Raw genomic sequence first — 22,580 nt, 5'->3', positions numbered from 1 at the left:
GACGAAGGAGTACGACCGTGAGCAGTGGTACCTCAGCGCCGGGCCCGCGCCTGCGCCCGAGCCTGGACGGCATCCCCACCTACAAGCCCGGCAAGCCGGCCGGCGCCGACGCCTACAAGCTGTCCTCGAACGAGAACCCGAACAACCCGCTGCCCGGCGTCCTGGAGGCGGCGGTCGCGGCGGCCGGCTCCTTCAACCGCTACCCGGACATGGGCGTCAGCGAGCTGACCGCCGTCCTCGCCGAGCGCTTCGGCGTGCCCGCCGAGCACCTCGCCCTCGGCACCGGCTCGGTCGGCGTCGCCCAGTCGCTGGTGCTCGCCACGGCCGGCCCGGGCGACGAGGTGATCTTCGCCTGGCGCTCCTTCGAGGCCTACCCGATCATCACCCAGATCGCCGGCGCCACGCCCGTCCCGGTCCCGCTCAAGGACAACGGCGACCACGACCTGGACGCGATGCTCGCCGCCGTCACCCCGGCCACCCGGCTGGTCTTCGTCTGCAACCCCAACAACCCCACCGGCAACGTGATCCACCGCGCCGAGCTGGAGCGCTTCCTGGACGCCGTCCCCGGTGACGTCCTGGTCGTCGTCGACGAGGCGTACATCGAGTTCATCCGCGACGCCGAGGTGCCCAACGGCATCGACCTCTACCGCGACCGCCCCAACGTCTGCGTGCTGCGCACCTTCTCCAAGGCGTACGGCCTGGCGGGCCTGCGGGTCGGCTTCGCGATCGCCCACGAGCCGGTCGCCAACGCGCTGCGCAAGACCGCCGTCCCGTTCGGCGTCAGCCAGCTCGCCCAGGACGCCGCGGTCGCCTCGCTGCGCGCCGAGGAGGCGCTGTTGGAGCGGGTCGAGGCGCTGGTCGCCGAGCGCACCCGGGTCGTCGCCGGGCTGCGCGCCCAGGGCTGGGACGTCCCGGACTCGCAGGCCAACTTCGTCTGGCTCGGGCTCGGTGAGCGCTCGCAGGACTTCGCGGCGGCCTGCGCCGCGGCCGGGGTGATCGTCCGGCCGTTCCCGGAGGGCGTGCGGATCTCGATCGGCGAGACCGAGGGCAACTCGATCTTCCTGGCGGTGGCGGAGGCCTTCCGCAAGGAGATCGACGGCTGAGGTCGGGTCGGGTCGGGGCGGGTCGGGGCCCGGCCGAGGTCGGGCTGCGGTTCTTCCGGTCCGCTTCCGGTCCTCGTCCGGTCCTCTGCCGGTCCTCTGCCGGTCCGCTTCCGGCCCGCTTCCGGTCCGCGGGGGCGCGCTCCGGTCGGGGTGCGCCCACGCGGCGTCTGTGGGGGGGAGTCCCCGGGGCGAGGCGGGTGCGGTGCCGGCCTGAGGGCTGTCTGAGGAAGCCCTCCCGGATGGCCGGGGATTGCTGGGAGGGCGCTGGGAGTTCGGCCAACGATCGCCCACGCCCCGGCCAAGCCGTCCGCGCGGGCCGGGGGATATGGCAGATATGTCCGGATCCGGCCGGTCAGTCTCCTCCCAGCCACCGCCCAGGGCAGCGCAAGAGCGCCCGGCGAAGCTGTCCGCCATGAAGGTGCTCCCACGGCGGCGCGGTGCCGTCCTCGTCAACTCCGCGCTCGGCGTGGCTCTGCTGGGCGGTGTGGCCCTGGTGTACGCCACGCTCGACGGCAGCGGCGGCACGGCCGCCGCCAAGCCGGTCGCCCGTACCGCGACCGTCACCAAGGGAACGGTCCTGGCCACGGTGTCCGGAACCGGCACCCTGGCCTCCCCGACCGACGCCGCCCAGGACTTCGCCACCGGCGGACGGCTCACCGCCGTCAAGGTCGCGGTCGGCGACGCCGTCAAGAAGGGCCAGGTGCTGGCGACGGTCGACACCACGGCGGCCCAGCAGCAGGTGGACGCCGCCCGGGCCGCGCTCACCACGGCGAACGCCAACCTCACCAAGGCCCAGGCAGGCGTCACCACGACGACCACCGAGCCGCTGCCCGGGGCCACACCCCCGGCGAGCGGCGGCAGCGGTTCCGGTGGGGGCCGCGGGGCGGGCGGGAGCAGTACGCCCGCCCCGCAGACCACCACCATCACCACCACCAAGGTCGACGACGCGGCCGTCGCCCAGGCCCAGCAGCAGGTCGCCACCGCGCAGACCACCCTCACCAACGCCCAGGCGGCGCTGGCCGGGACGACGCTCACCGCCTCGGTGGACGGCACGGTCGCCTCGATCTCGGCGAAGGTTGGGGACACGGTGGGCGCCACGGCCTCCGGCTCGTCCTCCTCCTCCACCGCCAAGTCCACCGGCAGCAGCGCGAGTTCGGGATCGCCCAGCGGCTTCATCGTGCTGACCAACCCGACCGGGATGCAGGTCACCGCCAACTTCTCCGAGCTGGACTCGCTCAAGTTGAAGAAGGGCGAGGCCGCCACCGTCACGCTGAACGCCCAGTCCGACACCAAGCTCAACGCGACCGTCCTGTCGGTCAGTTCGCTGCCGTCGAGCTCCTCCTCCGGGGGCGCGGCCGGTGGCTCGGCCGTCCAGTACGCGGCCACCCTGCAGCTCAGCGGGGACACCAGCGCGCTGCGCACCGGTCTCAGTGCGACCGTCCAGGTGATCACCGGCGAGGCGGACAACGCGCTCTCGCTGCCGACCTCGGCGCTGTCCGGCACCGGCAGCTCGCGGACCGCCACGGTGGTGCACGAGGGCGGGGCCACCGAGCGGGTCGACGTCGGTGTGGGCGTCGAGGGGGACAGCACCGTGCAGGTGGTCTCCGGGCTCAAGGAGGGCGACAAGGTCCAACTCCCCACCACCAGTGGCAACAACGGCTTCCCGAACGGCTCCTTCCCGGGCCTGGGCGGCGGCGGTGGCGGCGGTGGCCGGGGCGGCAACGGCGGCGCGGTCGGCATCCCGGGCGGGACCGGCGGCGGTGCCGGCGGTGCGGGTGGCGGCGCCGGCCGCGGCGGTAAGGGCTGAGCATGCAGCACGTCATCGACAGGCGCGTCCCCGCGAAACCCGTGCCGGTGATCCGGATCAGCCGGCTCACCAAGTCGTACGGGCACGGCGACGCCACCGTGCACGCCCTGCGCGGCCCGTCCCGGCCCGGGACGGACGAACCGGCCGGCGTCGACCTGGACATCGAACAGGGCGACTACGTCGCCGTGATGGGCAGTTCGGGCTCCGGCAAGTCCACCCTGATGAACATCCTCGGCTGCCTCGACATCCCCACCTCAGGCCGCTACCTGCTGGACGGCACCGACGTCGGCCACCTCGACGAGCAGCAGCTCGCTCTGGTCCGCAACCGCAAGATCGGCTTCGTCTTCCAGTCCTTCAACCTGGTGCCGCGCACCACCGCCCTCGCCCAGGTCGAGCTGCCGCTCGCCTACGCGGGCGTCCGGGCGGCGGAGCGCCGCCGACGGGCGATGGCCGCGCTGTCCCTGGTCGGCCTCGGCGAGCGGGCCGGGCACAAGCCCAACCAGCTCTCCGGCGGCCAGCAGCAGCGCGTCGCGGTGGCCCGGGCGCTGGTCACGGCGCCCGCGATGCTGCTCGCCGACGAACCCACCGGCAACCTGGACAGCCGCTCCACGGAGGAGGTGCTGGGCCTGATCGACGGGCTCAACGCCACCGGCCGTACGGTCGTGCTGATCACCCACGAGGACGAGGTCGCCCAGCACGCCAAGCGGGTGCTGCGCCTGGTCGACGGGCAGATCGTCAGCGACGTCCGGCAGGCGCCGGTCGACGGGCCCCCGCCCGCGCTGCGCCGGACGGGAGTGCCGGCGTGATCCTCTGGCAAACGCTCCGCTTCGCGGTCGGCGGCCTGGCCGCCAACAAGGTGCGCTCCGCGCTCACCATGCTCGGGGTGCTGATCGGCGTCGCCTCGGTGATCCTGCTGCTCGCGGTCGGCAACGGTTCCTCCCAGGCGGTGAAGGACTCGATCACCTCGCTCGGCGCCAACTCCCTGACGGTCAGCGCCGGTTCGGCGGCCGGCGGGTCGCGGGCCACCTCCTCGGTGAAGAAGCTGACGGTCGCCGACGCCAAGGCGCTGGCGAGCGCCACGGACTCGTCGGCGATCAAGTCCGTCGCTCCGGTGGTCACGACGAGCGCGACGGCGCTGTACGGGAACATCTCGTACAGCCCGGGCTCGGTCGTGGGCACGTACCCCGCGTACTTCGAGACCTCCAACCAGAAGGTCGCGCACGGCGACTACTTCACCGCCGACGACGTGCTCGGCTCGCGCAAGGTCGCGGTGCTCGGCGCCACGACGGCCAAGCAGCTCTTCGACACCGAGGACCCGGTCGGGAAGAAGATCGTGCTCGGCGGGACGCCGTTCACGGTGGTGGGCGTGCTGGCCGCCAAGGGCGGCAGCGGGTTCACCGACCCGGACGACGTGGTGATCGCTCCGCTGCCGACCGTGCAGAACGCGTTCACCGGATTCGGGGCGGTCAACCAGATCCTGGTGCAGGCCGCGTCCGCCGACACCACGACGGCGGCGCAGTCGGAGATCACCCGGGTGCTGCTCGGGACGCACGCGATCACCGACCCGACCAAGGCCGACTTCCGGATCACCAACCAGGCGTCGCTCCTGACGGCGCGGGAGAGCACGACCAAGACCTTCACCGTGCTGCTCGGCGCGGTGGCGGCGATCTCGCTGCTGGTCGGCGGGATCGGCATCACCAACATCATGCTGGTGACGGTGACCGAGCGGACCAGGGAGATCGGCATCCGCAAGGCGCTCGGCGCCCCTCGGGCCGTCATCCTCGGGCAGTTCCTGACCGAATCGACGCTGCTGTCGGTGATCGGGGCCGGGTTGGGCGTGGCGGCGGGGATCGTCGGCTCGCACTTCAGCATCGTCGGCATCAAGCCGGTGGTCATCCCCGAGTCCGTCCTGGGCGCCTTCGGCATCGCCGTCGCCATCGGACTGTTCTTCGGCAGCTACCCCGCCAACCGGGCCGCCTCGCTGCGGCCGATCGACGCCCTCCGGCACGAGTAGGAGCACTTCTTCGATGGAGCACGACGAACAGGTCGCCCTGCTGGCCACCCCGCCGGACGCGCGGGACGTCTCCGCGGAGCTGGCGGCGCCGCCGAGGCGGAAGCTGCCGTGGCTGTCGCTCGTCCTCGCGGGCGGTGTGATCGCCACGGGGGCGTTCGCGGGCGGGGTCTGGTACCAGCAGGGGCAGGGCGGTTCCAGCGGTGCCAAGCCCTCGGCGCGGGCCGCTTCGGCGGCCGGGCCGGCGGCGGGCTCGGCGGCGGGCGGTTACGGGCAGGGCGGCTACGGGCAGGGCGGCGGGCGCCGGGGCGGGCAGGGGCAGGGTCAGGGCGGTCAGGGCGGTGGTCAGGGCGGATTCGCGCGCGGCACCGTCAAGGCCGTCGACGGCTCGACGGTGTACCTGACCGACGCCAACGGCAACACGATCAAGGTGACGACGGGGGACTCGACCAAGGTCCAGCTCAACAAGCAGGGCAAGGTCGCCGACCTCCAGCCCGGCCAGAGCGTGACCGTGGTCGGGACGCCCGACTCCAGCGGCGGGTACAACGCCACCCAGCTCGTCGAGGGCGCCGCTACCGGCGGCTTCGGCGGCGGTGGTGGTGGAGGTGGCGGTGGCGGCGGCTTCGGTGGAGGCGCGCCCAAGAGCCCGTCCGGCGGCTGACCCGGAACCGTCGGACGACCGCTTCGCCCCGCTGGACCCATCCAGCGGGGCGAAGCCCTGCCGCGGGCCTGAACCGCAGGCAGCACCCACGAGGCCCTCGCCCTGGGGCCTGGGGTGGGTCCAGCCCCACCCCAGGTGTGGGGCCAGACCCGTGTCGCGTCTTCCGCCGCCTCCGTAGATTCGTTCTCACCACGACACGGAGGACAGAACAATGGCGACCACGGCGACCGCGAACCTCGGCAACTCCGGTACCGACGAGGCCTTTTCGACCGCGAAGAAGTGCCTCACGCTCTTCGGCGCGATCGGTGTGATCACCCTCGCGACCGTTGCCGTGATGGCGGCCACCGGGCACGCGACCACCCCGTTCATGTGGATCCGCGGGATCATCTTCCCCGCCCTCGCCCCGGTGCTCCTGCGGATCACCGCCCGCGCGGCCGGCGGCGACTACAAGGCCTTCGACCGGATCCGGACCATCTCCACCGTGATGCCGCTCGCCGTCCTCGGCGTCGACCTCATCCCCGGGATCTGCCCGGCCTGGTACGCCGTCCTCCAGGGCCTCTCCGCCCTGGCGGTCCTGCCCATCGCCTTCCTCACCCGCACCAAGGCCATGGCCACCGCCTTCCCCAAGCCGTGACCCCCGAGCCCCGCGCGGGGACCCCGCTGCCCCTCGGTGGACGAGCTCACCACCCAGGGGCTGCCCTTCCAGCGCCGCTTCGGTTTCACCGACGCAGGCCACAAGCACGGCCGTTGGATCGACACCGTCCTGATGCAACGCCCCGTCGGCTGATCCGAACCCGGGGTGTCAGAGCTCCGATCAGGACTCGCCGGTGCCGGACTCACGAACGGCCCGCTCCCAGAGGTCCAGCCCGGCCCGGAGCAGTTCGCGCACGGCCGCGGTCTCCTCGTCCGTCCAGGCGCCCCCGTTGTTGTCCTCGCCCCCGCCCTGGCCGGCGGTCGGATCGAGGGCGTCACCAGGTCAGCCGTGCAGGGGCTCCGGTGGTCTCGCGACGCCACCCGCCGCCTTGCACTGGAAGTCGGCCCGGCCGAATTCCTGTGTCGACTCTTCGCTCGATGCTCGAACGCTTCGACCGCTGGGAAAGATCCTCAATTCCAGGTCGGGAATATCTGCGGTGCGGCGTGGACAGGGGTCGGGGGGCCGCCCTAGCGTCGTCGGCAGCAGATGGGGAAGTGCCCGACCTGAGAAGGGGTCAGCATGGCCGAGCAGCCGCAACTGACAAGGCTCACCGGCAAGTTCGACGGTCCGACCTGTGATGACGACGACTGCCCCAATGTGTATGCCACCGACCGTGAGACCTTCGTGGTCCAGGGTGACCACTTCGCGGGCCTGAAGGTGCCGGCCGGGGAGTCTGCCGTCGAGATCCCGCGGCAGGTCCTGGAGGAGGCCGTCCGTGCTCTTGGATGGTGAGCAGTGGAGGGCGCACTTCGACCGGTACCGGCGTGAAGCGTTCCGCCTCGAAGTACAGCCCACCTACACGATGCCCAAGGAGGCCGAGAGCCTTTCCCGCTTCCTTCGCGGGGAGCCGAAGCCGGTCGATCACAACACCGCGTGGCACCAACGCGTGCGTGGCTTCGTCGCTTCGGGGCGTGCGATCGGGCGGGTCCGGGTGGTCCGTCGGCCCCTGACGGATTACCAGCGGTACCAGTTCGCTTGGGGGATCCCCGGGAACATCGAGGCAGGTGAGGACATTCGAATCCTGGATGCGACGGACCGGGATTTCGGGCTGCCGGACCGGGACTGGTGGCTGTTCGACGAGTCCTCGGCGGTCCACCTCAATTTTCGCCCGGACGGGACCCAGATCAATCGGGAGCTGGTCACCGGCGACATGCGACAGTACCAGGAGTGGAAGGGAATCGCCCTCGATCATTCCGTGCCCTTCGCCGAGTACCTGAAAGAGCATGGGTGATCCTCGATCCCGACCAGCTCGGCAGATCGAAGTCGGATCTGGCCGAAACGCTGAGAAGGCTCCGCCTGGAGGCCGGTCTCACAGGAGACCGGCTTTCGGTGCGTTGTGGCATGTCCCAGAGCAAGATCAGCAAGATCGAGACCGGAAGGGTGACTCCGAGCCTGGTCGACGTGGAGCTCATCCTCAGGGCGCTCGACGTGCCTGTCGCCGTCCTCCAGGAGGTTTCCGCGCTGGCGCGAACCGCGAACACCGAGTGGCAGGGCAAGCGCGCTTCCTGGCGGCGAGGCGTCGAGAAGCGTCAGGCCGAACTGCTGTCGCTGGAGAGAGACGCGACAGAGTTGCGGTACTTCCTGCCGGCGATGATCACCGGCCTGCTGGCGACGCCCGAGTACATCCGGGCGAGCCTGAGTCATTCTCCGGGCGACAGGGCGGTCGTCACGAGCCGGAAGCTGGAGCGCCAAATGGTGCTCCATGACGAATCGAAGTCGTTCACTTTCCTGCTGACGGAACAGGCGGTGAACTGGGCTCTGGTTCCTCCCCTGGAAATGGCTGTTCAAATAGACCGCCTGGTGTCACTTTCCCGTCTTCGGGCGGTTCGGATCGGCGTGATCCCGTACGGAACACCTCTCGCCCGTGGTCCGATGAACACCTTCACGATGTACGACGACCGCCTCGTCACCATGGAGTCGTTCACTGGGCGGATGGTGTTCCGGGATTCGCGAGACCTACTGCACTATCGTGAGATCTTCGCGGCGTTCGAGGCCTGTGCGCTATTCGGTGACCCCGCCCGGGTCCAGCTGTGCGAATGGGCGGGGCGTTATCGGGAGGAATCCAGAGATCTTTAGTCAGTATCGGGAATATTGGTGAACGGCTGCCCGGAATTCTCGTAACGTGCTCCTTGCTGGTCGGAGAATTCATTCGCTGGAGGGAATGCAGATGGGAAAGCACGGCGGAGGATCGGGCGGGGACGGCCCGGGTAAGGCCGGTGGGGGCAGCGGCGGCGGGCACTCCGGCAAGCCGGACACCGCGCCGCACGACGGACAGCGGGACGCCCCGCCCAAGAATCTGCCCAAGCCGTCGAAGCCACACCGGTACCGGCTGGACAGCGGGCCTGCTGTCCCGCCAGGTCGGCGCGGAGAACGTGACCAGCGTCGAGCTGGATCCGGACCTCGCACGCCGGGCCCGGCACCGGCTGCATGCCGCTGGCCTGCGGTCCACGGTGATCGCCGGTGACGGCACACTCGGCCATCCCGAGGGCGCCCCGTTCGACCGGGTGCACTTCACTGCGGCCGTCCAGCGGCTTCCGTCGGCGATCATCGACCAGACGGCCCCCGGTGGGGTCATCCTGGTGCCGTACGGCACGCCGTTCTGCAACGGCGCGCTGCTGCGCCTCACCGTGGCCGAGGACGGGCAGTCGGCGAGCGGCCCGTTCGTCGAGGACGTCTCGTTCATGTGGGTACGTGACCAGCGCCCCGACAGCGGCGAGTTCGACATCGGGGACATCCGGCGCGGCGCATCCGGGATCGACCCGGCTGCCGTGGCCGAGCAGACCCATGCCGCGTTCGCCATCGGGCTGCGGATGCCGGACCTGTTCCGCCAGGACGTATGGGCCGGCTACGACCGGTTCGGCACCGGCCGGGCAGAGGTCTGGGACGGCACCTCCTATGCCCACTGCCGCTTCGCCGACTGGGCCGGCCCGCACGCCGTGTCGCAGTCCGGCCCACGGAGCCTGTGGGACGAGGTCACGGCGGCGCACGGCTGGTGGGTCGGTCACGGCAAGCCTGACCTCACCCGGCTGGGTATGACCGTGACCGTGTCCGGCGAACACCACCCGTGGTTGGACGAGCCGGGCAACGTCCTCCACTGACCCCGATCGGGCGGGCCGACTGCTCGCGGATGAGGGGGTTCACGGGCCGGCCGCGCGCGCTGCGGCCGGCCCGCTGGACGAAGTGTGAGTTCATGTAGGAGATCGCATCGAGGCTCTGGCGGGTGATCAGGGGACGATGCAGTGGCGGAGGTTCTGGTTCTGGCACTCGAGTTCATGGTCGGCGTGACCGGCATCGTCCGTCACGAGGACGGGCGGGCATGACGGACGGCCGGGGTGCGGCCGCCTCCCCTGGTAGGGGGAGGGGGCCGGGCCGTGGGGACGATGTGTCGGCCGCGCCCGTGCCGGGACCGTGGAGGCATGAAGACGACCGTCCTCCGCCCCGCCGCCTACGCTGCCGCCGTCTGGGCCGCCGCGTTCTCCCTCGTCCACCTCTACTGGCTGTTCGGCGGTCGGATCGGCCTGCCTTCCGGGTTGTCGGTCACGGGGAACACCCCGCTGCTGATCATCGACATCCTCGCGATCCCGGGGTGTGCCGTTGCGGCGGTGGTCGCGTTGGCGATCGTCCGGCCGTGGGGTGGGCGGCTGTCGGCCCGGCTGCTCGGGGCCGTGCTGTGGGGCATCACGGCCGTCCTGCTGGTGCACTCGCTGCCGTCCGTGCCGGACTGGCTGGCGCTCGCCACCGGCTCCCGGACGACGGCCGACTTCGACGCGATGGGGCGGTTCGCGACGCTGCTCTACGAGCCCTTCTTCCTGGTCGGCGGGCTGCTGTTCGGCCTCGCCACCCTCGGCCGTCGCCGGGGCTGAGGGGGCACGCGCAGCTGGTGATCACTCATGGGGCCACGTCGGCTGGGTCCGCCGGCCGGGTGCCTGCGCCATAGGACCAGTCTTGGCCCCTTGGTTTCTGACATAGGAAAAGCTACGTTGCGTTCATCCCTCTGCTCGCGGACTCGTGGCAGGAGAATCCTATTTTCGCAGCTAGATTGCCGAGGGTCATCGCCATAGACCCGCCGGGGATGCAACGAGCTGGGCCGCCTTTCGTTGCAATGGATTGACTGTGGGCGCTATCTTGGGCGGAGGGCGCAGACCACCGATCCCCGAAGGAGGCCGCGATGCCGGGCGGCAGGCTCACCCAGCAGGAACGCCAGCAGATCGCGCTGGGCCTGGCCGACGGCCTCGCGTACGCGGAGATCGCCAGGCGGCTCGACCGGCCGACCTCGACCGTCACCCGCGAGGTGATGCGCAACGGCGGCCCCGCCACCTACCGCGCCGACCTCGCCCACCGCGCCACCGGGCACCGCGCCCAGCGCCGGCGGCAGGCCGCGCCCCAGGGGCCGAGCACCACCCCGCAGCCGCACGGCCGGGACGCCGAGGCGGTGCACGCCTATGAGGAGGTGTTCACCTCCGTCCTGATGCAGTCCGGCATGCCCCGGATGACGTCCCGGGTGCTGGCCTGCCTCTACATCACCGACGCGGGCAGCCTCACCGCCGCCGAGCTGGTCGAGCGCCTCCAGGTCAGCCCGGCGACCATCTCCAAGTCGATCGCCTTCCTGGAGAGCCAGGGCATGGTGACCCGGGTGCGCGACGAGCGGCGCCGCGAGCGCTACTTCGTGGACGACGACATCTGGTACCGCTCGATGATGGTCAGCGCCCAGGCCACCGCCCAACTCGTCGACACCGCCCGGGAGGGCGTCGGCATCCTCGGCAGCGGGACCCCGGCGGGCAACCGGCTGGAGAACATCGCCCGCTTCCTGGACTTCGTCTCCGAGTCGATCGCCCGTGCCGCCGAGCAGGGTCGCGAGGTGCTGCACGCGAAGCCGTTGGGCGGGGAGGCGGCGGAGAACGCCGAGTGAGCGGCGGCCCCGGCCCGGGCCTCAGTACCCGATGGCCTCGCGCAGCAACAGCACGGTGCCCCGGGAGAAGAGGGTCGGCGCGTTGAGGACCAGCAGCTGGTTGACGGCGCTCGGTTGGCCGTAGGCGGCCCGCGAGCGGGTGTCCTCCAGTGGGAGCACGTGCTCCTCCAACCGCCGCAGGGCGGTCGGCAGGTCGGGGACCACTTTCTGGGCGCCGACGACCCAGATCGCCTCCCCCGCGCCGCCGGCGTTGCCGGGCAGCTGGCTGCCGCTGGCCGAGGCGATCACCAGGGAGCCGGTCTCGGTGAGCGCGGCGACGCTGCCGACGGCGACGTCGGGGGCGGCGAGCAGGTGCCGGATGCCGTCCGCCTCGGTGCTCCGGTCCATCGCCGTCACCCGGGACCTGACGGACCGGCAGCGACTGCCGTCGTTGAGGTCCTCGTCGATGCCGGACAGCCGGAGCGTCTCGCTGGCCGCGGTGAGGACGGCGGCGTCCGGCCGGACCAGTTCCCGGACCCGGGCCCGGGCCGCGGCGGCGTCGTCCAGGAGCTCGACGGTGAAGCCCCGCGCCGCGAGGGCGGCGGCCGCCCGCTCCAGGCGTTCCGCGTCCGCGGGGGCGTCGAAGCCCGCACCCGCCGCCGCGCCCCCGCCCGGTCGGTGGCCGTCGCGCATCGTCACCGCATCGGTGAACTCGGCTTGCGGGGCCTGGATCTCGACCAGGTCGGTGGTGCTCCGGAAGTCGTTCACGGTGGTTCTCCTTCGTACCGTTCGGTTGCGTCTGCCGGGTACGACCGAACGGCACGCCGGAACGTGAGGTGCCGGGGCGGCTGTCACATTCCGCTGCGCTGTGCAGTCGTAGGAGTGACGGAACGGACCGGAGGCGGGTGGGGCCATGGACGTGAACGTGAACGGGGACGTGGACGTGGACGGGGACGCGGGCGGGGAGATGGACGTGAACGTGGACGCGGGCGGGGAGATGGGCGACGACGACCTGAGCGTGATCATGAGCGAGCGGCGACGGCTGACCAACCTGGCGTACCGGATGCTCGGCTCCCTCGCCGACGCCGAGGACGTCGTGCAGGAGACCTGCGCCCGCTGGTACGCGATGCCGGCGGAGCGGCGGCAGGCCGTCGCCTCGCCCGCCGGCTGGCTGACCACCGTCGCCAGCCGGATCTGCCTCGCCCAGCTCGGCTCCGCCCGCGCCCGGCGGGAGCGCTACGTGGGCGAGTGGCTGCCCGAGCCGCTGCCCGGACACCGGGAGGGGGCCGACGGCGCGGCGGCGGACCCGGCGAACCCGGCGGACCCGGCGGACCGGATCACCCTCGACGAGTCGGTGAACATGGCCTTCCTCGTCGTCCTGGAGACCATGACGCCCGCCGAGCGGGTGGCGTTCATCCTCCACGACGTCTTCCAGTACCCGTTCGCCGAGGTGGCCGCCGTCGTCGGCCGCTCGGCGGCGGCCTGCCGACAGCTGGCCGCCTCGGCCCGCCGCCGGATCCGCGCGGCGCAGGCGCCGGTGGCGCCGACGGGCGTGCAGGCGGGTCTCGTCCGGGAGTTCAAGCGGGCCTGGGAGGCGAAGGACGTCAGGTCGCTGATGGACCTGCTCGACCCGGAGGCCACCGTGATCGCCGACGGCGGGGGCCTGGCCGGCGCCCTGTTGGAGCCGCTCGTCGGCAGCGAGCGGATCGCCCGCGCCTACGCCGGCTCCGCCGGGCTCGTCGGCGGCCGGACGCTGCGGGAGCGCACCGTCAACGGCCTGCCGGGCCTGGTCGCCGAGCAGGACGGCGTCACCGACACGGTGATCGCCTTCCGGACCACCGGGCACCGGATCTCCCACATCTGGGTGGTGCGCAACCCGGAGAAGCTCCGCCCGTGGCAGGGGTGACGCGGGTCACGTCCGGGGGTGTCACACGGCGCCCGGCTACCTGGTCCTAGAGAACGACAACAGCAAGGAAGCACCGAAACCGAGGAGCACACCGTGGAAGCCCGACTGAACCCCTTCGCCAACCCGGTGATGACCAAGTTCTCCAAGCACCTGATCGCCGCGAACAAGCAGCTCGCCGACTCGTCGCTGCCGTACGCGACCCAGGAGTTGGTGCGGCTGCGCGCCAGCCAGATCAACGGCTGCGGGTTCTGCGTCGACATGCACTTCAAGGACGCCGTGCACGCGGGGGAGGAGGCGACCAGGCTGAACCTGGTGGCGGCCTGGCGCGAGGCCACCGTCTTCACCGACGCCGAGCGGGCCGCCCTGGAGCTGGCGGAGCAGGGCAGCCGGCTGGCCGACGGGGGCGGGGTGACGGACGAGGCGTGGGAGAACGCGGCGAAGCACTACGACGAGGAGCAGCTCGCGGCGCTGGTCTGCGTCATCGCGCTGATCAACGCCTTCAACCGGGGCAACGTCATGATCCGCCAGCCCGCCGGCGACTACCGGCCGGGGCAGTTCGGCCAGCACTGAGCGGGGCCCGCGCGGGCGGTCGGACGGCACTCCGTCCGGCCGCCCGCCGTCCTCTGGGGTCGCCGGGGCCGCTGGGGGCGGGCGAGGGCGGGCGGGGGCGTGACCGGCCCGTACGCACACCACCGAGCCCCGCCCCTGGGGGCTTGTCGCCGCAAAACCGACCGTTAAGGTGTTAATCCAACATTCATCCATGCCGCGTAGCCTCCGGGGGCTAGCCTCATGCTGAACGTCATCGTCCGACCGGGAGGCGAAACCCCCGTGCAAGGCACTGTCACCACACCGGGCGGCCCCGCCGTGGCCGGGGGCCAGGGCGAGGCCTTCCTCCTCGTCGTGGACGACGAGCCGAACATCCGCGAACTGCTCGCAGCCTCGCTGCGGTTCTCCGGATTCCGGGTCGCCTCCGCCGCGAGCGGGACGGAAGCGCTGGAGCTGATCGCCGTCGAACGTCCGGACCTGGTGGTCCTCGACGTGATGCTGCCCGACCTCGACGGCTTCACCGTCGTCGAGAAGCTGCGCGAGCGCACCAACCGGGGCCAGATAGCCGGGCCCGCGCACGGACACCCGGGCGACCACCTGCCGGTGCTGTTCCTCACCGCCAAGGACGGCGTCGGCGACAAGGTGCAGGGCCTGGCCGCGGGCGCCGACGACTACGTCACCAAGCCGTTCAGCCTGGAGGAGCTGATCGCCCGGATCCGGGCGATCCTGCGCCGGGCCGGCGGCCCCGCCGAGGACGGGCGCCTGCTGGTGGCCGACCTCAGCCTCGACCCGGTCGCCCACGAGGTGACCAGGGCCGGCACCCCGGTCGCGCTCTCCCCGACCGAGTTCAAGCTGCTGCACTACCTGATGGCCAACGTCGGCCGGGTGGTGTCCAAGGCGCAGATCCTCGACCACGTCTGGGCCTACGACTTCGGCGGCGACCTCTCCATCGTCGAGTCGTACATCTCCTACCTGCGCCGCAAGCTCGACTCCGGCCCGGCGCACGGCCCCAAGCTGATCCACACCGTGCGCGGCATCGGCTACGCGCTGCGTCGCCCCCCGCAGGGCTGACCGGTCCCGGCCGTGTTCACCCGCTTCACCTCCCGGTTGTCCCTGCGCGCCCGGCTCCTGGTCCTCGCCCTCGTGCTGGTGACCACCGGGCTCGTGGTCAGCGACACCTTCGTGCTGGGCGCCGTCCGGGCCCAGCTGGTGGAGCAGCTGGACGAGCAACTCCAGCGCTACGGCGTGCCGTTGTCCCGCAAGGCGCCGATGCAGGTGAGCACCCCGGGCAGCAGCAAGCCGGTCCTCTCGGGGCGCCGGATCAGCCTGCCCAGCCAGTACCTGGTGCAGTGGCTGTCCGCGGACGGCAAGGTCCAGAACTCGCTCCGCCAGCCCGTCTCGGACAGCGACCCGGCTCCCCAACTCGGCGGCCTGGACCCGACCCGGACCGCTCCGGACTCCCCCTTCGACCTGCCCGACCAGCGCGGCCACCACAGCTGGCGGGTCCTGGTGCTGCCGATCCAGGCCCCGCGCACGCCGACCCCCGGGCCCGGCGTGTTCGCCTCCCCGGTCGGCACCCCGACCTACGTCATGGTCGCCGTCTCCCGCGAGGACGTCGACGCCACCACCGCCCGCCTCGGCACCTCCTTCCTGGCCATCGGCGGCGGCGTCCTGCTGCTCATCGCCGCGCTCGGCTTCTTCGCCGTCCGGGCCGGACTGCGGCCGCTGCGGCGGATCGAGGAGGGCGCCGCCCGGATCGCGGCCGGCGAACTGTCGCACCGGATGCCGGAACTCTCCCCCGGCACCGAGGTCGGACGGCTGTCCGTCGCGCTCAACGGCATGCTCACCCAGATCGAGGCGGCCTTCGCGGCCCGCGCCGAGTCCGAGGCCCGGATGCGGCGCTTCGTCGCCGACGCCTCGCACGAACTGCGCACCCCGCTGGCCGGCATCCGTGGCTTCGCCGAGCTGTACCGGATGGGCGCGCTGCCCACCGGGGCGGACGTCACCCGGACCATGAGCCGGATCGAGAGCGAGGCCGTCCGGATGGGCACCCTGGTCGAGGACCTGCTGGTGCTCGCCCGGCTCGACGAGGAACGCCCGCTCGACCTCGCCCCGATGGACCTGCGCACCCTCGCCGCCGACGCCCTGCACGACCTCACCGCGCTCGACCCCAGCCGCCCGGTCGCCCTCACCGGCCCGGCCGGCAGCGGCGCGCCCGGCGCGGCGCCCGTCCTCGGCGACGAGGCGCGGCTGCGGCAGGTGGTCACCAACCTGGTCGGCAACGCCGTCAAGCACACCCCGCCCGGCACCCCGGTGCGGATCGGGGTCGGCGGCGGCGCCGACGGGGTCTGCCTGCTGGAGGTCGCCGACGCCGGGCCGGGCCTCACCGAGGAGCAGGCCCAGCGGGTCTTCGACCGCTTCTACCGGGTCGACGCCTCCCGAAGCCGTGACAACGGCGGCGGCGGCGGACTCGGCCTCGCCATCGCCACCGCCCTCACCCGCGCCCACGGCGGCACCCTCACCCTGGACACCGCCCCGGGCGCGGGCGCCACCTTCCGGGTCGAACTGCCCGCCGACGGCGACCGCGCTTCCTGAGTCACCGTCGCCTCGTCGCCTCGTCGAGTCGTCGAGTCGTCGCCTCGTCGATTCCGCTGCGAACCCAGCAATTCCGGCGTTCCCTTCACTGCCGGAAACCGGCATGGAGAGTAAAGAATCCGTATGCCTATGATCGGCGCTGTCCGAGCGTCAGAGGGCGCTCGGACAAGGGCATTTGCCGTCCTTTCCGACCCGAAAGGGGTCATTGTGCATTTCCGCCGTTCGCTGGTTTCGGCCGCCCTCGTAGCAGCCGTGATCTCGCCCGCAGCCATGCTCTCCGCGGCACCCGCGTTCGCGGAGTCGGCTCCGGCGGCGCAGGCCCAGAACGACACCGGTTCGATCGCGGCCCTGGAGAAGGCCGCCGCCGACGCGGCCAAGGCCTACCAGAAGGCCAAGGCGACCCAGGCCGACATCGCCGCCAAGCTCGAGTCCTTCGACCCGGCGCCCTACCTCGCCAAGCACCGCGAGGCGCAGGCCGCCGCCAAGAAGGCCACCGAGGCCCGGACCGCCGCCGAGGACGACCTCCACAAGGCCATGTCCGTCTACGACAAGGCCTCGGACGCCGAGCGCGAGAAGGCCCGGCAGGACCTGCTGAAGGCGATGGACAAGGCCAACGCCGCCATCGCCGCCGAGCAGCAGGCCCAGACTGCCGCCGCGGCCGCCGGCACGGCCGCGGACGACGCCAGGGTCGACCTCTTCCGCAGGATCAACGAGGCCAACAAGGCGGTCGACGCCGCCCTCGCCGCGAAGAACGACGCCGACAAGGCCCTCGCCGACGCCAGGGCCGCGGCCGAGAAGCCGACCGACAAGCCGACCGACAAGCCGACGGACAAGCCGGCTGAGAAGCCGACCGACAAGCCCGCCGGGAAGCCCGCCGGGAAGCCCGCCGACCAGGGCGCCCAGCAGCCCGGTACCGTCACCCCGGTCACCGACACCACCTCGACCACCGACAAGTCGGCCGCGGCGTCCACCACTTCGACCACTTCGACCACTTCGACCACTTCGGCCACGCAGACGACGACCGCCAACACCGGTACGACGCCCGCCGCCATCACCGGCTCGGCCACCGAGCTCGCCGAGACCGGCTCCAACCCGGCCACCCCGTACCTCGCCCTCGGCGCGGCCACCGCCATCAGCCTCGGCGCCGCCGCCCTCTACGTCTCGCGCCGCAAGGGCACCCGCCCCACCTCCTGACCCACCCGGTTCGCGCCCGCTCGGGAGGAGGCCGCGAACCCGCCGCACCCCGAACCGCAGGGCAGGCCCCCTCCCGGCCCGCCCTGCGGTTTCGCGTTTCCGCACCCCAAACGCCCCGTTCGGGTGAACCGGAAGGCGTTCACCCGCTCGGCCCTCCGGTCGTGTGCGACCGTGCAGCCGTCGCTTGTGCGGGCTCGCACGGGCTGATCACACTGGACGGGAAAAGAGGTGTCTCGTGAGCGCGTTAGTTACCGAGGTGGCCGTCGTGAACCTGGACCAGGTGCTGTGGCAAGCGTGGAAGTCCATGGATGTGCCCGAGGGCTTCCGCGCGGAGATCATCGAGGGGACGATCACCTTGTCACCCACTGGCGGAGCTCGTCATTTCACTGTCAACAGGCGGCTGGGCAGGGCTCTCCACGACTTTCTGAGCGGCACCGGCTACGGGCCGGCGCAGGACGGCAACGTGATTGCCGATCTGAAGGTGTTCATCCCGGACGTCTTCGTGGCGCCCGAGGACGTCGACGAGATCGAGCATCCGGAGGGCTTGGGGGTGCTGGCTTCGGGTGTGCCGATGGTGGTCGAGACCGTTTCGCCGGGCGCCGAGGCACGCAAGCGCGACCACGTCCTCAAACGTCGCGCGTACGCCCGTGCCGGTATTCCGGTGTACGTGATCATCGACGACTACGACGAGGGCGGCGTCGTGACCGTCCTGACCAGCCCTGACCCCGGCCGCCGGGAGTACGCCTCGTCGGTCCGTGTCCCGTACGGCAAGGAGGCCGTGATCCCCGAGGGCCCCGCCAAGGGCTTCGTGATCGGCCCCGACATCACCGGAGAGCCCCGTGGTTGACCAGACGTCCGTCTCCTTCAAGCGGGACCTCTCCGAGTGGCGGATCGCCCTCGTCGCCTGGCGGTTGCTGATCCTCCAGGCAGCGGATCCGGCGGTGGGGGCGGGGATGCACGAGCACTCCACCTACCGGGCGCACCCGTGGCGGCGGATCGAGCACACCCTGGGGAGCGGGCGGCGGCTGTTCTACCAGGACGCGGACACCCTGCGCCGCGAGGTCGCCCGGCTGAACCGGGCGCACAAGCGGATCCGCGGCGAGATGCCGGACGGCCGGGCGTACGACGCCCGGGACCCGGCGACCAGGGTGTGGGTGCTGCTGACGCTGTTCGAGTGCGTGGCCGCCATGCGGCGGCTCGGCGGCGACCCGTACGACGCCGACCAACTGGAGCTGGCCTACCGGGAGTTCGGGGAGGCGATCGCGGCCTTCGAGCTGCCGGAGGAGGAACTCCCGAAGACCGCCGCCGACCTGCCCGGCTACTTCGCCCGGTACACCGCCGAGAAGCTGGAGTTCACCGAGGCCGCCCGCTACCTCCTGGAGGACGTCCTGCGCGAGGCGCCCCGCCCGCGCCGGCTGTGGTTCCTCGGGGACGCCGGGTGGCGGGTGCTGCGGGTCGTCGTCGCCGCGGCGATCCGGGAGCTCACGGTGGCCGACCTGCCGCCGACCGTGCGGGAGCGGCTCGGCCTGGTCCGGACCCGGCAGGGTGCCCTGCTGTCGGTGCTGCTGCACCGTGGCGCCGGGATCGTCGTGCCGCGCCTCCCGGAGCGGATGCGCTACCGCTCCCCGGAGGAGCGGGTGGCCCCGCCGCGCCGACTGCGGCCGCAGCGCCGGGACGCGCGCGGCTCCCGGGTGGACCGGTTCTTCCGCGAGGTGCTCGATCAGACCGGGGACGGCGTGATCACCGTGCACGACCTGCGGGCGATGGCCCACAACGTGTGCTGGCAGCTGGAGTTGGACGAGGCCGCGGAGGCCCGGGTGTACGCGGCCTTCGACGGGTGGTGGGAGCAGCTGCGGGCGGCGATGGACGCCGACGGGGACGGCGAGGTGAGCCGGGAGGAGTTCGTGGCGGCGACCCTGGCGGGCTGCGACCGGGACGGGGCCTACCTGGAGCGGGGACTGCTGCCCGCCCTGCGGGCGGTGTTCACCGCGGCCGACACCGACGGCAGTGGCTTCCTGGAGTTCGACGAGTACCGCGCGGTGTTCGGCGGCCCGCGGGTGCACCCGGCCGAGCTGTCGCACGGGTTCCGCCAGTTGGACACGGACGGGGACGGGCGGATCACGGTGGAGGAGTTCGTGGGGGGCTTCACCGAGTTCTTCACCGCCCGGGCCGACTCCACCTCGGGTGCCCAGCTCCTCGGCCGCCCGTAGCCGAGAGGGCGGCCCCTAGCACGCCCCGCTCGCGACCGCGAGCGGGGCGTACCGCTGTCAAGCGCCGGTTCGGCCAAGAGCGACGCGCCGTCCGCCCACTCGTTCGTTGCCCCGGCCCCGGCCGGTCCGCAGACTGTGCGCACCGCCTTCGCACACCGTGACGCACCGCACAGGAGTGTCAACCCCACCCCACCTGCCGTTCGCTCGTAAGGATGGTGGATACTGTGCTTGTGAACGTGTTCACGTTCACAAGCGGACAAGCTTGCACGGGTGTGCGACGGTCTACGGCTATAGATGAAGTTTGTCCGGAACACGCCCTGGAAAAGGGCCGGTTGGGAGAGAGGGCGACGTGGAACTGGCAATCGCTCACGAGACGATCGCGCGATGGCAATTCGGAGTCACCACCGTCTACCACTTCCTCTTCGTACCGCTCACCATCAGCCTGGCCGCGATCGTGGCCGGGCTGGAGACCGCCTGGGTGCGTACGAACAAGGAGAAGTACTTCCACGCGACGAAGTTCTGGGGAAAGCTCTTCCTCATCAACATCGCGATGGGCGTCGTCACCGGAATCGTCCAGGAATTCCAGTTCGGCATGAACTGGTCCGACTACTCCCGCTTCGTCGGTGACGTCTTCGGCGCCCCGCTCGCGATGGAGGCGCTGATCGCCTTCTTCTTCGAGTCCACCTTCATCGGCCTGTGGATCTTCGGCTGGGACAAGCTGCCGAAGAAGATCCACTGCGCCTGCATGTGGATGGTCGCCCTGGGCACCGTGCTCTCCGCCTACTTCATCCTGGCCGCCAACTCCTGGATGCAGCACCCGGTCGGCTACGCGATCGACCCGGTCACCGGCAAGGCGCAGCTCACCGACATCGCCAAGGTGCTGTTCCAGAACACCACCCTCACCGTCGTCTTCCACACCCTGACCGCCGCCTTCCTCACCGGCGCCGCCTTCATGGTCGGCATCTCCTCCTTCCACCTCTGGAAGGCCAAGCGCAAGCCAGAGGGCGTCGACCCCAAGAAGACCGCCGTGATGCGCACCTCGCTGCGGCTCGGCCTGGTCCTCGCCGTGGTCTTCGGCGCCGGCACCGCGCTCAGCGGCGACACCCTCGGCAAGGTCATGTTCGAGCAGCAGCCGATGAAGATGGCCGCCGCCGAGGCGCTCTGGGACACCCAGTCGCCCGCGCCGTTCTCGATCTTCGCGGTCGGCGACGTCAGCAAGGGCCACAACTCGGTCGAGCTGGAGGTCCCCGGGATACTCTCCTTCCTCGCCCACAACGACTTCAGCTCCTCCGTGCCCGGCATCAACGACACCGCGGCCGCCGAGGCCGCCGCGCACGGCGGCGACCCCAAGAGCTACATCCCGAGCGTCTTCGTGACGTACTGGGGCTTCCGGTTCATGATCGGCTTCGGGATGACCTCCTTCGTCGCCGCCCTGATCGGCCTCTGGACCACCCGCCGGAAGTTCCTGCTGCGCCCCGAGTTCCGCACCGGCGACACCGAGGTGCCCCGGCTGATGCTCACGCCGTCCCGGGAGATGGGCCCGCTGCTCACCAGGTGGAGCTGGCGGATCGGCATCCTGACCATGGGCTTCCCGCTGATCGCCAACAGCTTCGGCTGGATCTTCACCGAGATGGGCCGCCAGCCCTGGGCCGTCTTCGGCCTGATGACCACCGCGAGCGCCGTCTCCCCGAACGTGAGTGTCGGCACCCAGATCGGCGCGCTGGCCACCTTCACCACGCTGTACGCGATCCTCGCCGTCGTCGAGGTCCGGCTGCTGGTCAAGTACGCCAAGGCCGGCCCGGTGGTGACCGAGCAGCCCCCGGCCAAGGACCCGACGCTGCGCGGCCCGTCCGCGGACGAGGACGCCGACAAGCCGCTCGCCTTCGCGTACTGACGTGCACCCCAGGGGATTTGAGGATCTGACATGCAACTCCACGACGTCTGGTTCGTGCTGATCGCGGTCCTGTGGATCGGCTACTTCTTCCTGGAGGGCTTCGACTTCGGGATCGGCGTCCTCACCAAGCCGCTCGCCCGCGACACCGCCGAGCGGCGGGTGCTGATCAACACCATCGGCCCGGTCTGGGACGGCAACGAGGTCTGGCTGCTGACCGCCGGCGGCGCCACCTTCGCCGCCTTCCCGGACTGGTACGCGACCCTGTTCAGCGGCTTCTACATCCCGCTGCTGGCCATCCTGGTCTGCCTGATCGTCCGCGGCGTGGCCTTCGAGTACCGGGCCAAGCGCGACGGCGCCCGGTGGCAGCGCAACTGGGAGGAGGCCATCTTCTGGACCTCCCTCCTCCCCGCCTTCCTGTGGGGCGTGGTCTTCGCCAACATCGTCCGCGGCGTGGACATCGACGCGCAGAAGAACTACGTCGGCGGCCTCGCCGACCTGCTCAGCCCGTACGCGCTGCTCGGCGGGCTGGTGACGCTCACCCTGTTCACCTTCCACGGCGCGGTGTTCGCGGCGCTCAAGACCGTCGGCGAGATCCGCGAGCGGGCCCGCCGGGCCGCCCGGTACGCGGGCCTGGCCGCCGCCGTCCTCGCCCTCGCCTTCCTGGTCTGGACCCAGGCGGACAGCGGCAACGGACGCAGCCTCGCCGCCCTGGTGGTCGCCGTGCTGGCCCTGGTCGGCGCCCTGGCGGCCAACCAACTCGGCCGTGAGGGCTGGGCGTTCGTCCTCTCCGGGGCGACCGTCGTGGCCGCCGTGGCGATGCTCTTCCTGGCGCTGTTCCCGAACGTCATGCCGTCCACGCTCAACCCGGACTGGAGCCTGACCGTGACCAACGCGGCCTCCTCGCCGTACACGCTCAAGCTGATGACCGTCGTGGCCGCCGTGTTCACCCCGCTGGTGCTGCTCTACCAGGGCTGGACCTACTGGGTGTTCCGCAAGCGGATCGGGGTCCAGCACATCCCCGGCCACCAGGCCGGCCAGCAGCCCGCCGCCCCGCTCGACCAGGCCTGACGC

22 protein-coding genes are annotated in these 22,580 nt (G+C 71.5%); 21 read left to right on the top strand and 1 reads right to left on the bottom strand.

What is annotated here, in order from left to right:
* The first annotated feature begins 17 nt into the window (after window positions 1-17).
* From hisC to ACIQWA_RS13665, 12 genes are all read left to right on the top strand, one after another.
* The gene (hisC, locus tag ACIQWA_RS13720; RefSeq protein WP_402481891.1) at window positions 18-1,103 is read left to right on the top strand and encodes a histidinol-phosphate transaminase; all 1,086 of its coding nucleotides are present in this window, start codon (window positions 18-20) and stop codon (window positions 1,101-1,103) included.
* Window positions 1,104-1,515: 412 nt separating this feature from the next.
* Window positions 1,516-2,910 (top strand): efflux RND transporter periplasmic adaptor subunit, encoded by a 1,395-nt coding sequence (locus ACIQWA_RS13715; RefSeq protein ID WP_402481889.1) that lies wholly within the window; start codon window positions 1,516-1,518, stop codon window positions 2,908-2,910.
* A 2-nt stretch (window positions 2,911-2,912) separates the two neighbouring features.
* Complete coding sequence (locus tag ACIQWA_RS13710; protein WP_360243026.1) at window positions 2,913-3,716, top strand: ABC transporter ATP-binding protein; 804 nt, start codon at window positions 2,913-2,915, stop codon at window positions 3,714-3,716.
* Window positions 3,713-4,924, top strand: a complete 1,212-nt coding sequence (locus tag ACIQWA_RS13705) for an ABC transporter permease (RefSeq protein WP_402481886.1) — start codon at window positions 3,713-3,715, stop codon at window positions 4,922-4,924. Before ACIQWA_RS13710 ends, ACIQWA_RS13705 begins: the two co-directional genes overlap by 4 nt.
* Window positions 4,925-4,937: 13 nt before the next feature.
* Complete coding sequence (locus tag ACIQWA_RS13700; RefSeq protein ID WP_402481884.1) at window positions 4,938-5,582, top strand: hypothetical protein; 645 nt, start codon at window positions 4,938-4,940, stop codon at window positions 5,580-5,582.
* A 211-nt stretch (window positions 5,583-5,793) separates the two neighbouring features.
* The gene (locus ACIQWA_RS13695) at window positions 5,794-6,216 is read left to right on the top strand and encodes a hypothetical protein (RefSeq protein WP_402481881.1); all 423 of its coding nucleotides are present in this window, start codon (window positions 5,794-5,796) and stop codon (window positions 6,214-6,216) included.
* 579 nt (window positions 6,217-6,795) lie between these two features.
* Window positions 6,796-7,008: a hypothetical protein gene (locus tag ACIQWA_RS13690; protein ID WP_402481878.1), complete on the top strand. Its 213-nt coding sequence runs from the start codon at window positions 6,796-6,798 to the stop codon at window positions 7,006-7,008.
* Window positions 6,992-7,507, top strand: coding sequence for a DUF6879 family protein (locus tag ACIQWA_RS13685; protein WP_402481877.1), 516 nt, complete (start codon window positions 6,992-6,994; stop codon window positions 7,505-7,507). Before ACIQWA_RS13690 ends, ACIQWA_RS13685 begins: the two co-directional genes overlap by 17 nt.
* A complete protein-coding gene (locus tag ACIQWA_RS13680) occupies window positions 7,504-8,352 on the top strand; it encodes a Scr1 family TA system antitoxin-like transcriptional regulator (protein ID WP_402481875.1) in 849 nt (282 codons plus the stop codon). Before ACIQWA_RS13685 ends, ACIQWA_RS13680 begins: the two co-directional genes overlap by 4 nt.
* Window positions 8,313-9,374 (top strand): protein-L-isoaspartate O-methyltransferase, encoded by a 1,062-nt coding sequence (locus ACIQWA_RS13675; protein ID WP_402481873.1) that lies wholly within the window; start codon window positions 8,313-8,315, stop codon window positions 9,372-9,374. The genes ACIQWA_RS13680 and ACIQWA_RS13675 overlap by 40 nt, the downstream gene beginning before the upstream one ends.
* Window positions 9,375-9,692: 318 nt before the next feature.
* A complete protein-coding gene (locus ACIQWA_RS13670; RefSeq protein WP_402481871.1) occupies window positions 9,693-10,139 on the top strand; it encodes a DUF3995 domain-containing protein in 447 nt (148 codons plus the stop codon).
* Window positions 10,140-10,444: 305 nt separating this feature from the next.
* Window positions 10,445-11,185, top strand: a complete 741-nt coding sequence (locus ACIQWA_RS13665; protein WP_402481869.1) for a helix-turn-helix domain-containing protein — start codon at window positions 10,445-10,447, stop codon at window positions 11,183-11,185.
* 21 nt (window positions 11,186-11,206) lie between these two features.
* Here the strand turns inward: ACIQWA_RS13665 and ACIQWA_RS13660 are convergent, their stop codons facing one another.
* Window positions 11,207-11,932: an LUD domain-containing protein gene (locus ACIQWA_RS13660; RefSeq protein ID WP_402481867.1), complete on the bottom strand. Its 726-nt coding sequence runs from the start codon at window positions 11,930-11,932 to the stop codon at window positions 11,207-11,209.
* Between the two features lie 199 nt (window positions 11,933-12,131).
* Between ACIQWA_RS13660 and sigJ the strand changes: the two genes are divergently transcribed.
* From sigJ to cydB, 9 genes are all read left to right on the top strand, one after another.
* Window positions 12,132-13,070 carry an RNA polymerase sigma factor SigJ gene (sigJ, locus tag ACIQWA_RS13655; protein ID WP_402482426.1) on the top strand — a complete coding sequence of 313 codons (939 nt, stop codon included), beginning with the start codon at window positions 12,132-12,134 and terminating at the stop codon, window positions 13,068-13,070.
* 93 nt (window positions 13,071-13,163) lie between these two features.
* Complete coding sequence (locus ACIQWA_RS13650) at window positions 13,164-13,640, top strand: carboxymuconolactone decarboxylase family protein (protein WP_360239411.1); 477 nt, start codon at window positions 13,164-13,166, stop codon at window positions 13,638-13,640.
* A gap of 258 nt (window positions 13,641-13,898) precedes the next feature.
* Entirely contained in the window at window positions 13,899-14,687 is a 789-nt protein-coding gene (locus tag ACIQWA_RS13645) for a response regulator transcription factor (protein WP_375895337.1), read from the top strand.
* A gap of 12 nt (window positions 14,688-14,699) precedes the next feature.
* Window positions 14,700-16,211, top strand: coding sequence for a sensor histidine kinase (locus ACIQWA_RS13640; RefSeq protein WP_402481864.1), 1,512 nt, complete (start codon window positions 14,700-14,702; stop codon window positions 16,209-16,211).
* A gap of 252 nt (window positions 16,212-16,463) precedes the next feature.
* Window positions 16,464-17,405 carry an LAETG motif-containing sortase-dependent surface protein gene (locus tag ACIQWA_RS13635; protein ID WP_402481863.1) on the top strand — a complete coding sequence of 314 codons (942 nt, stop codon included), beginning with the start codon at window positions 16,464-16,466 and terminating at the stop codon, window positions 17,403-17,405.
* Window positions 17,406-17,670: 265 nt separating this feature from the next.
* Window positions 17,671-18,252, top strand: coding sequence for a Uma2 family endonuclease (locus tag ACIQWA_RS13630; protein ID WP_360239420.1), 582 nt, complete (start codon window positions 17,671-17,673; stop codon window positions 18,250-18,252).
* Window positions 18,245-19,615 (top strand): oxygenase MpaB family protein, encoded by a 1,371-nt coding sequence (locus tag ACIQWA_RS13625; protein WP_402481861.1) that lies wholly within the window; start codon window positions 18,245-18,247, stop codon window positions 19,613-19,615. The genes ACIQWA_RS13630 and ACIQWA_RS13625 overlap by 8 nt, the downstream gene beginning before the upstream one ends.
* A gap of 349 nt (window positions 19,616-19,964) precedes the next feature.
* A complete protein-coding gene (locus ACIQWA_RS13620) occupies window positions 19,965-21,509 on the top strand; it encodes a cytochrome ubiquinol oxidase subunit I (protein ID WP_402481858.1) in 1,545 nt (514 codons plus the stop codon).
* A 30-nt stretch (window positions 21,510-21,539) separates the two neighbouring features.
* Entirely contained in the window at window positions 21,540-22,577 is a 1,038-nt protein-coding gene (gene cydB / locus ACIQWA_RS13615; protein WP_402481855.1) for a cytochrome d ubiquinol oxidase subunit II, read from the top strand.
* Window positions 22,578-22,580 lie beyond the last annotated feature (3 nt).

This window comes from Kitasatospora sp. NPDC098652 (assembly GCF_044760155.1).
Classification (GTDB): Bacteria; Actinomycetota; Actinomycetes; order Streptomycetales; family Streptomycetaceae; genus Kitasatospora.
This window is presented reverse-complemented; position numbering and strand designations above follow the sequence as displayed.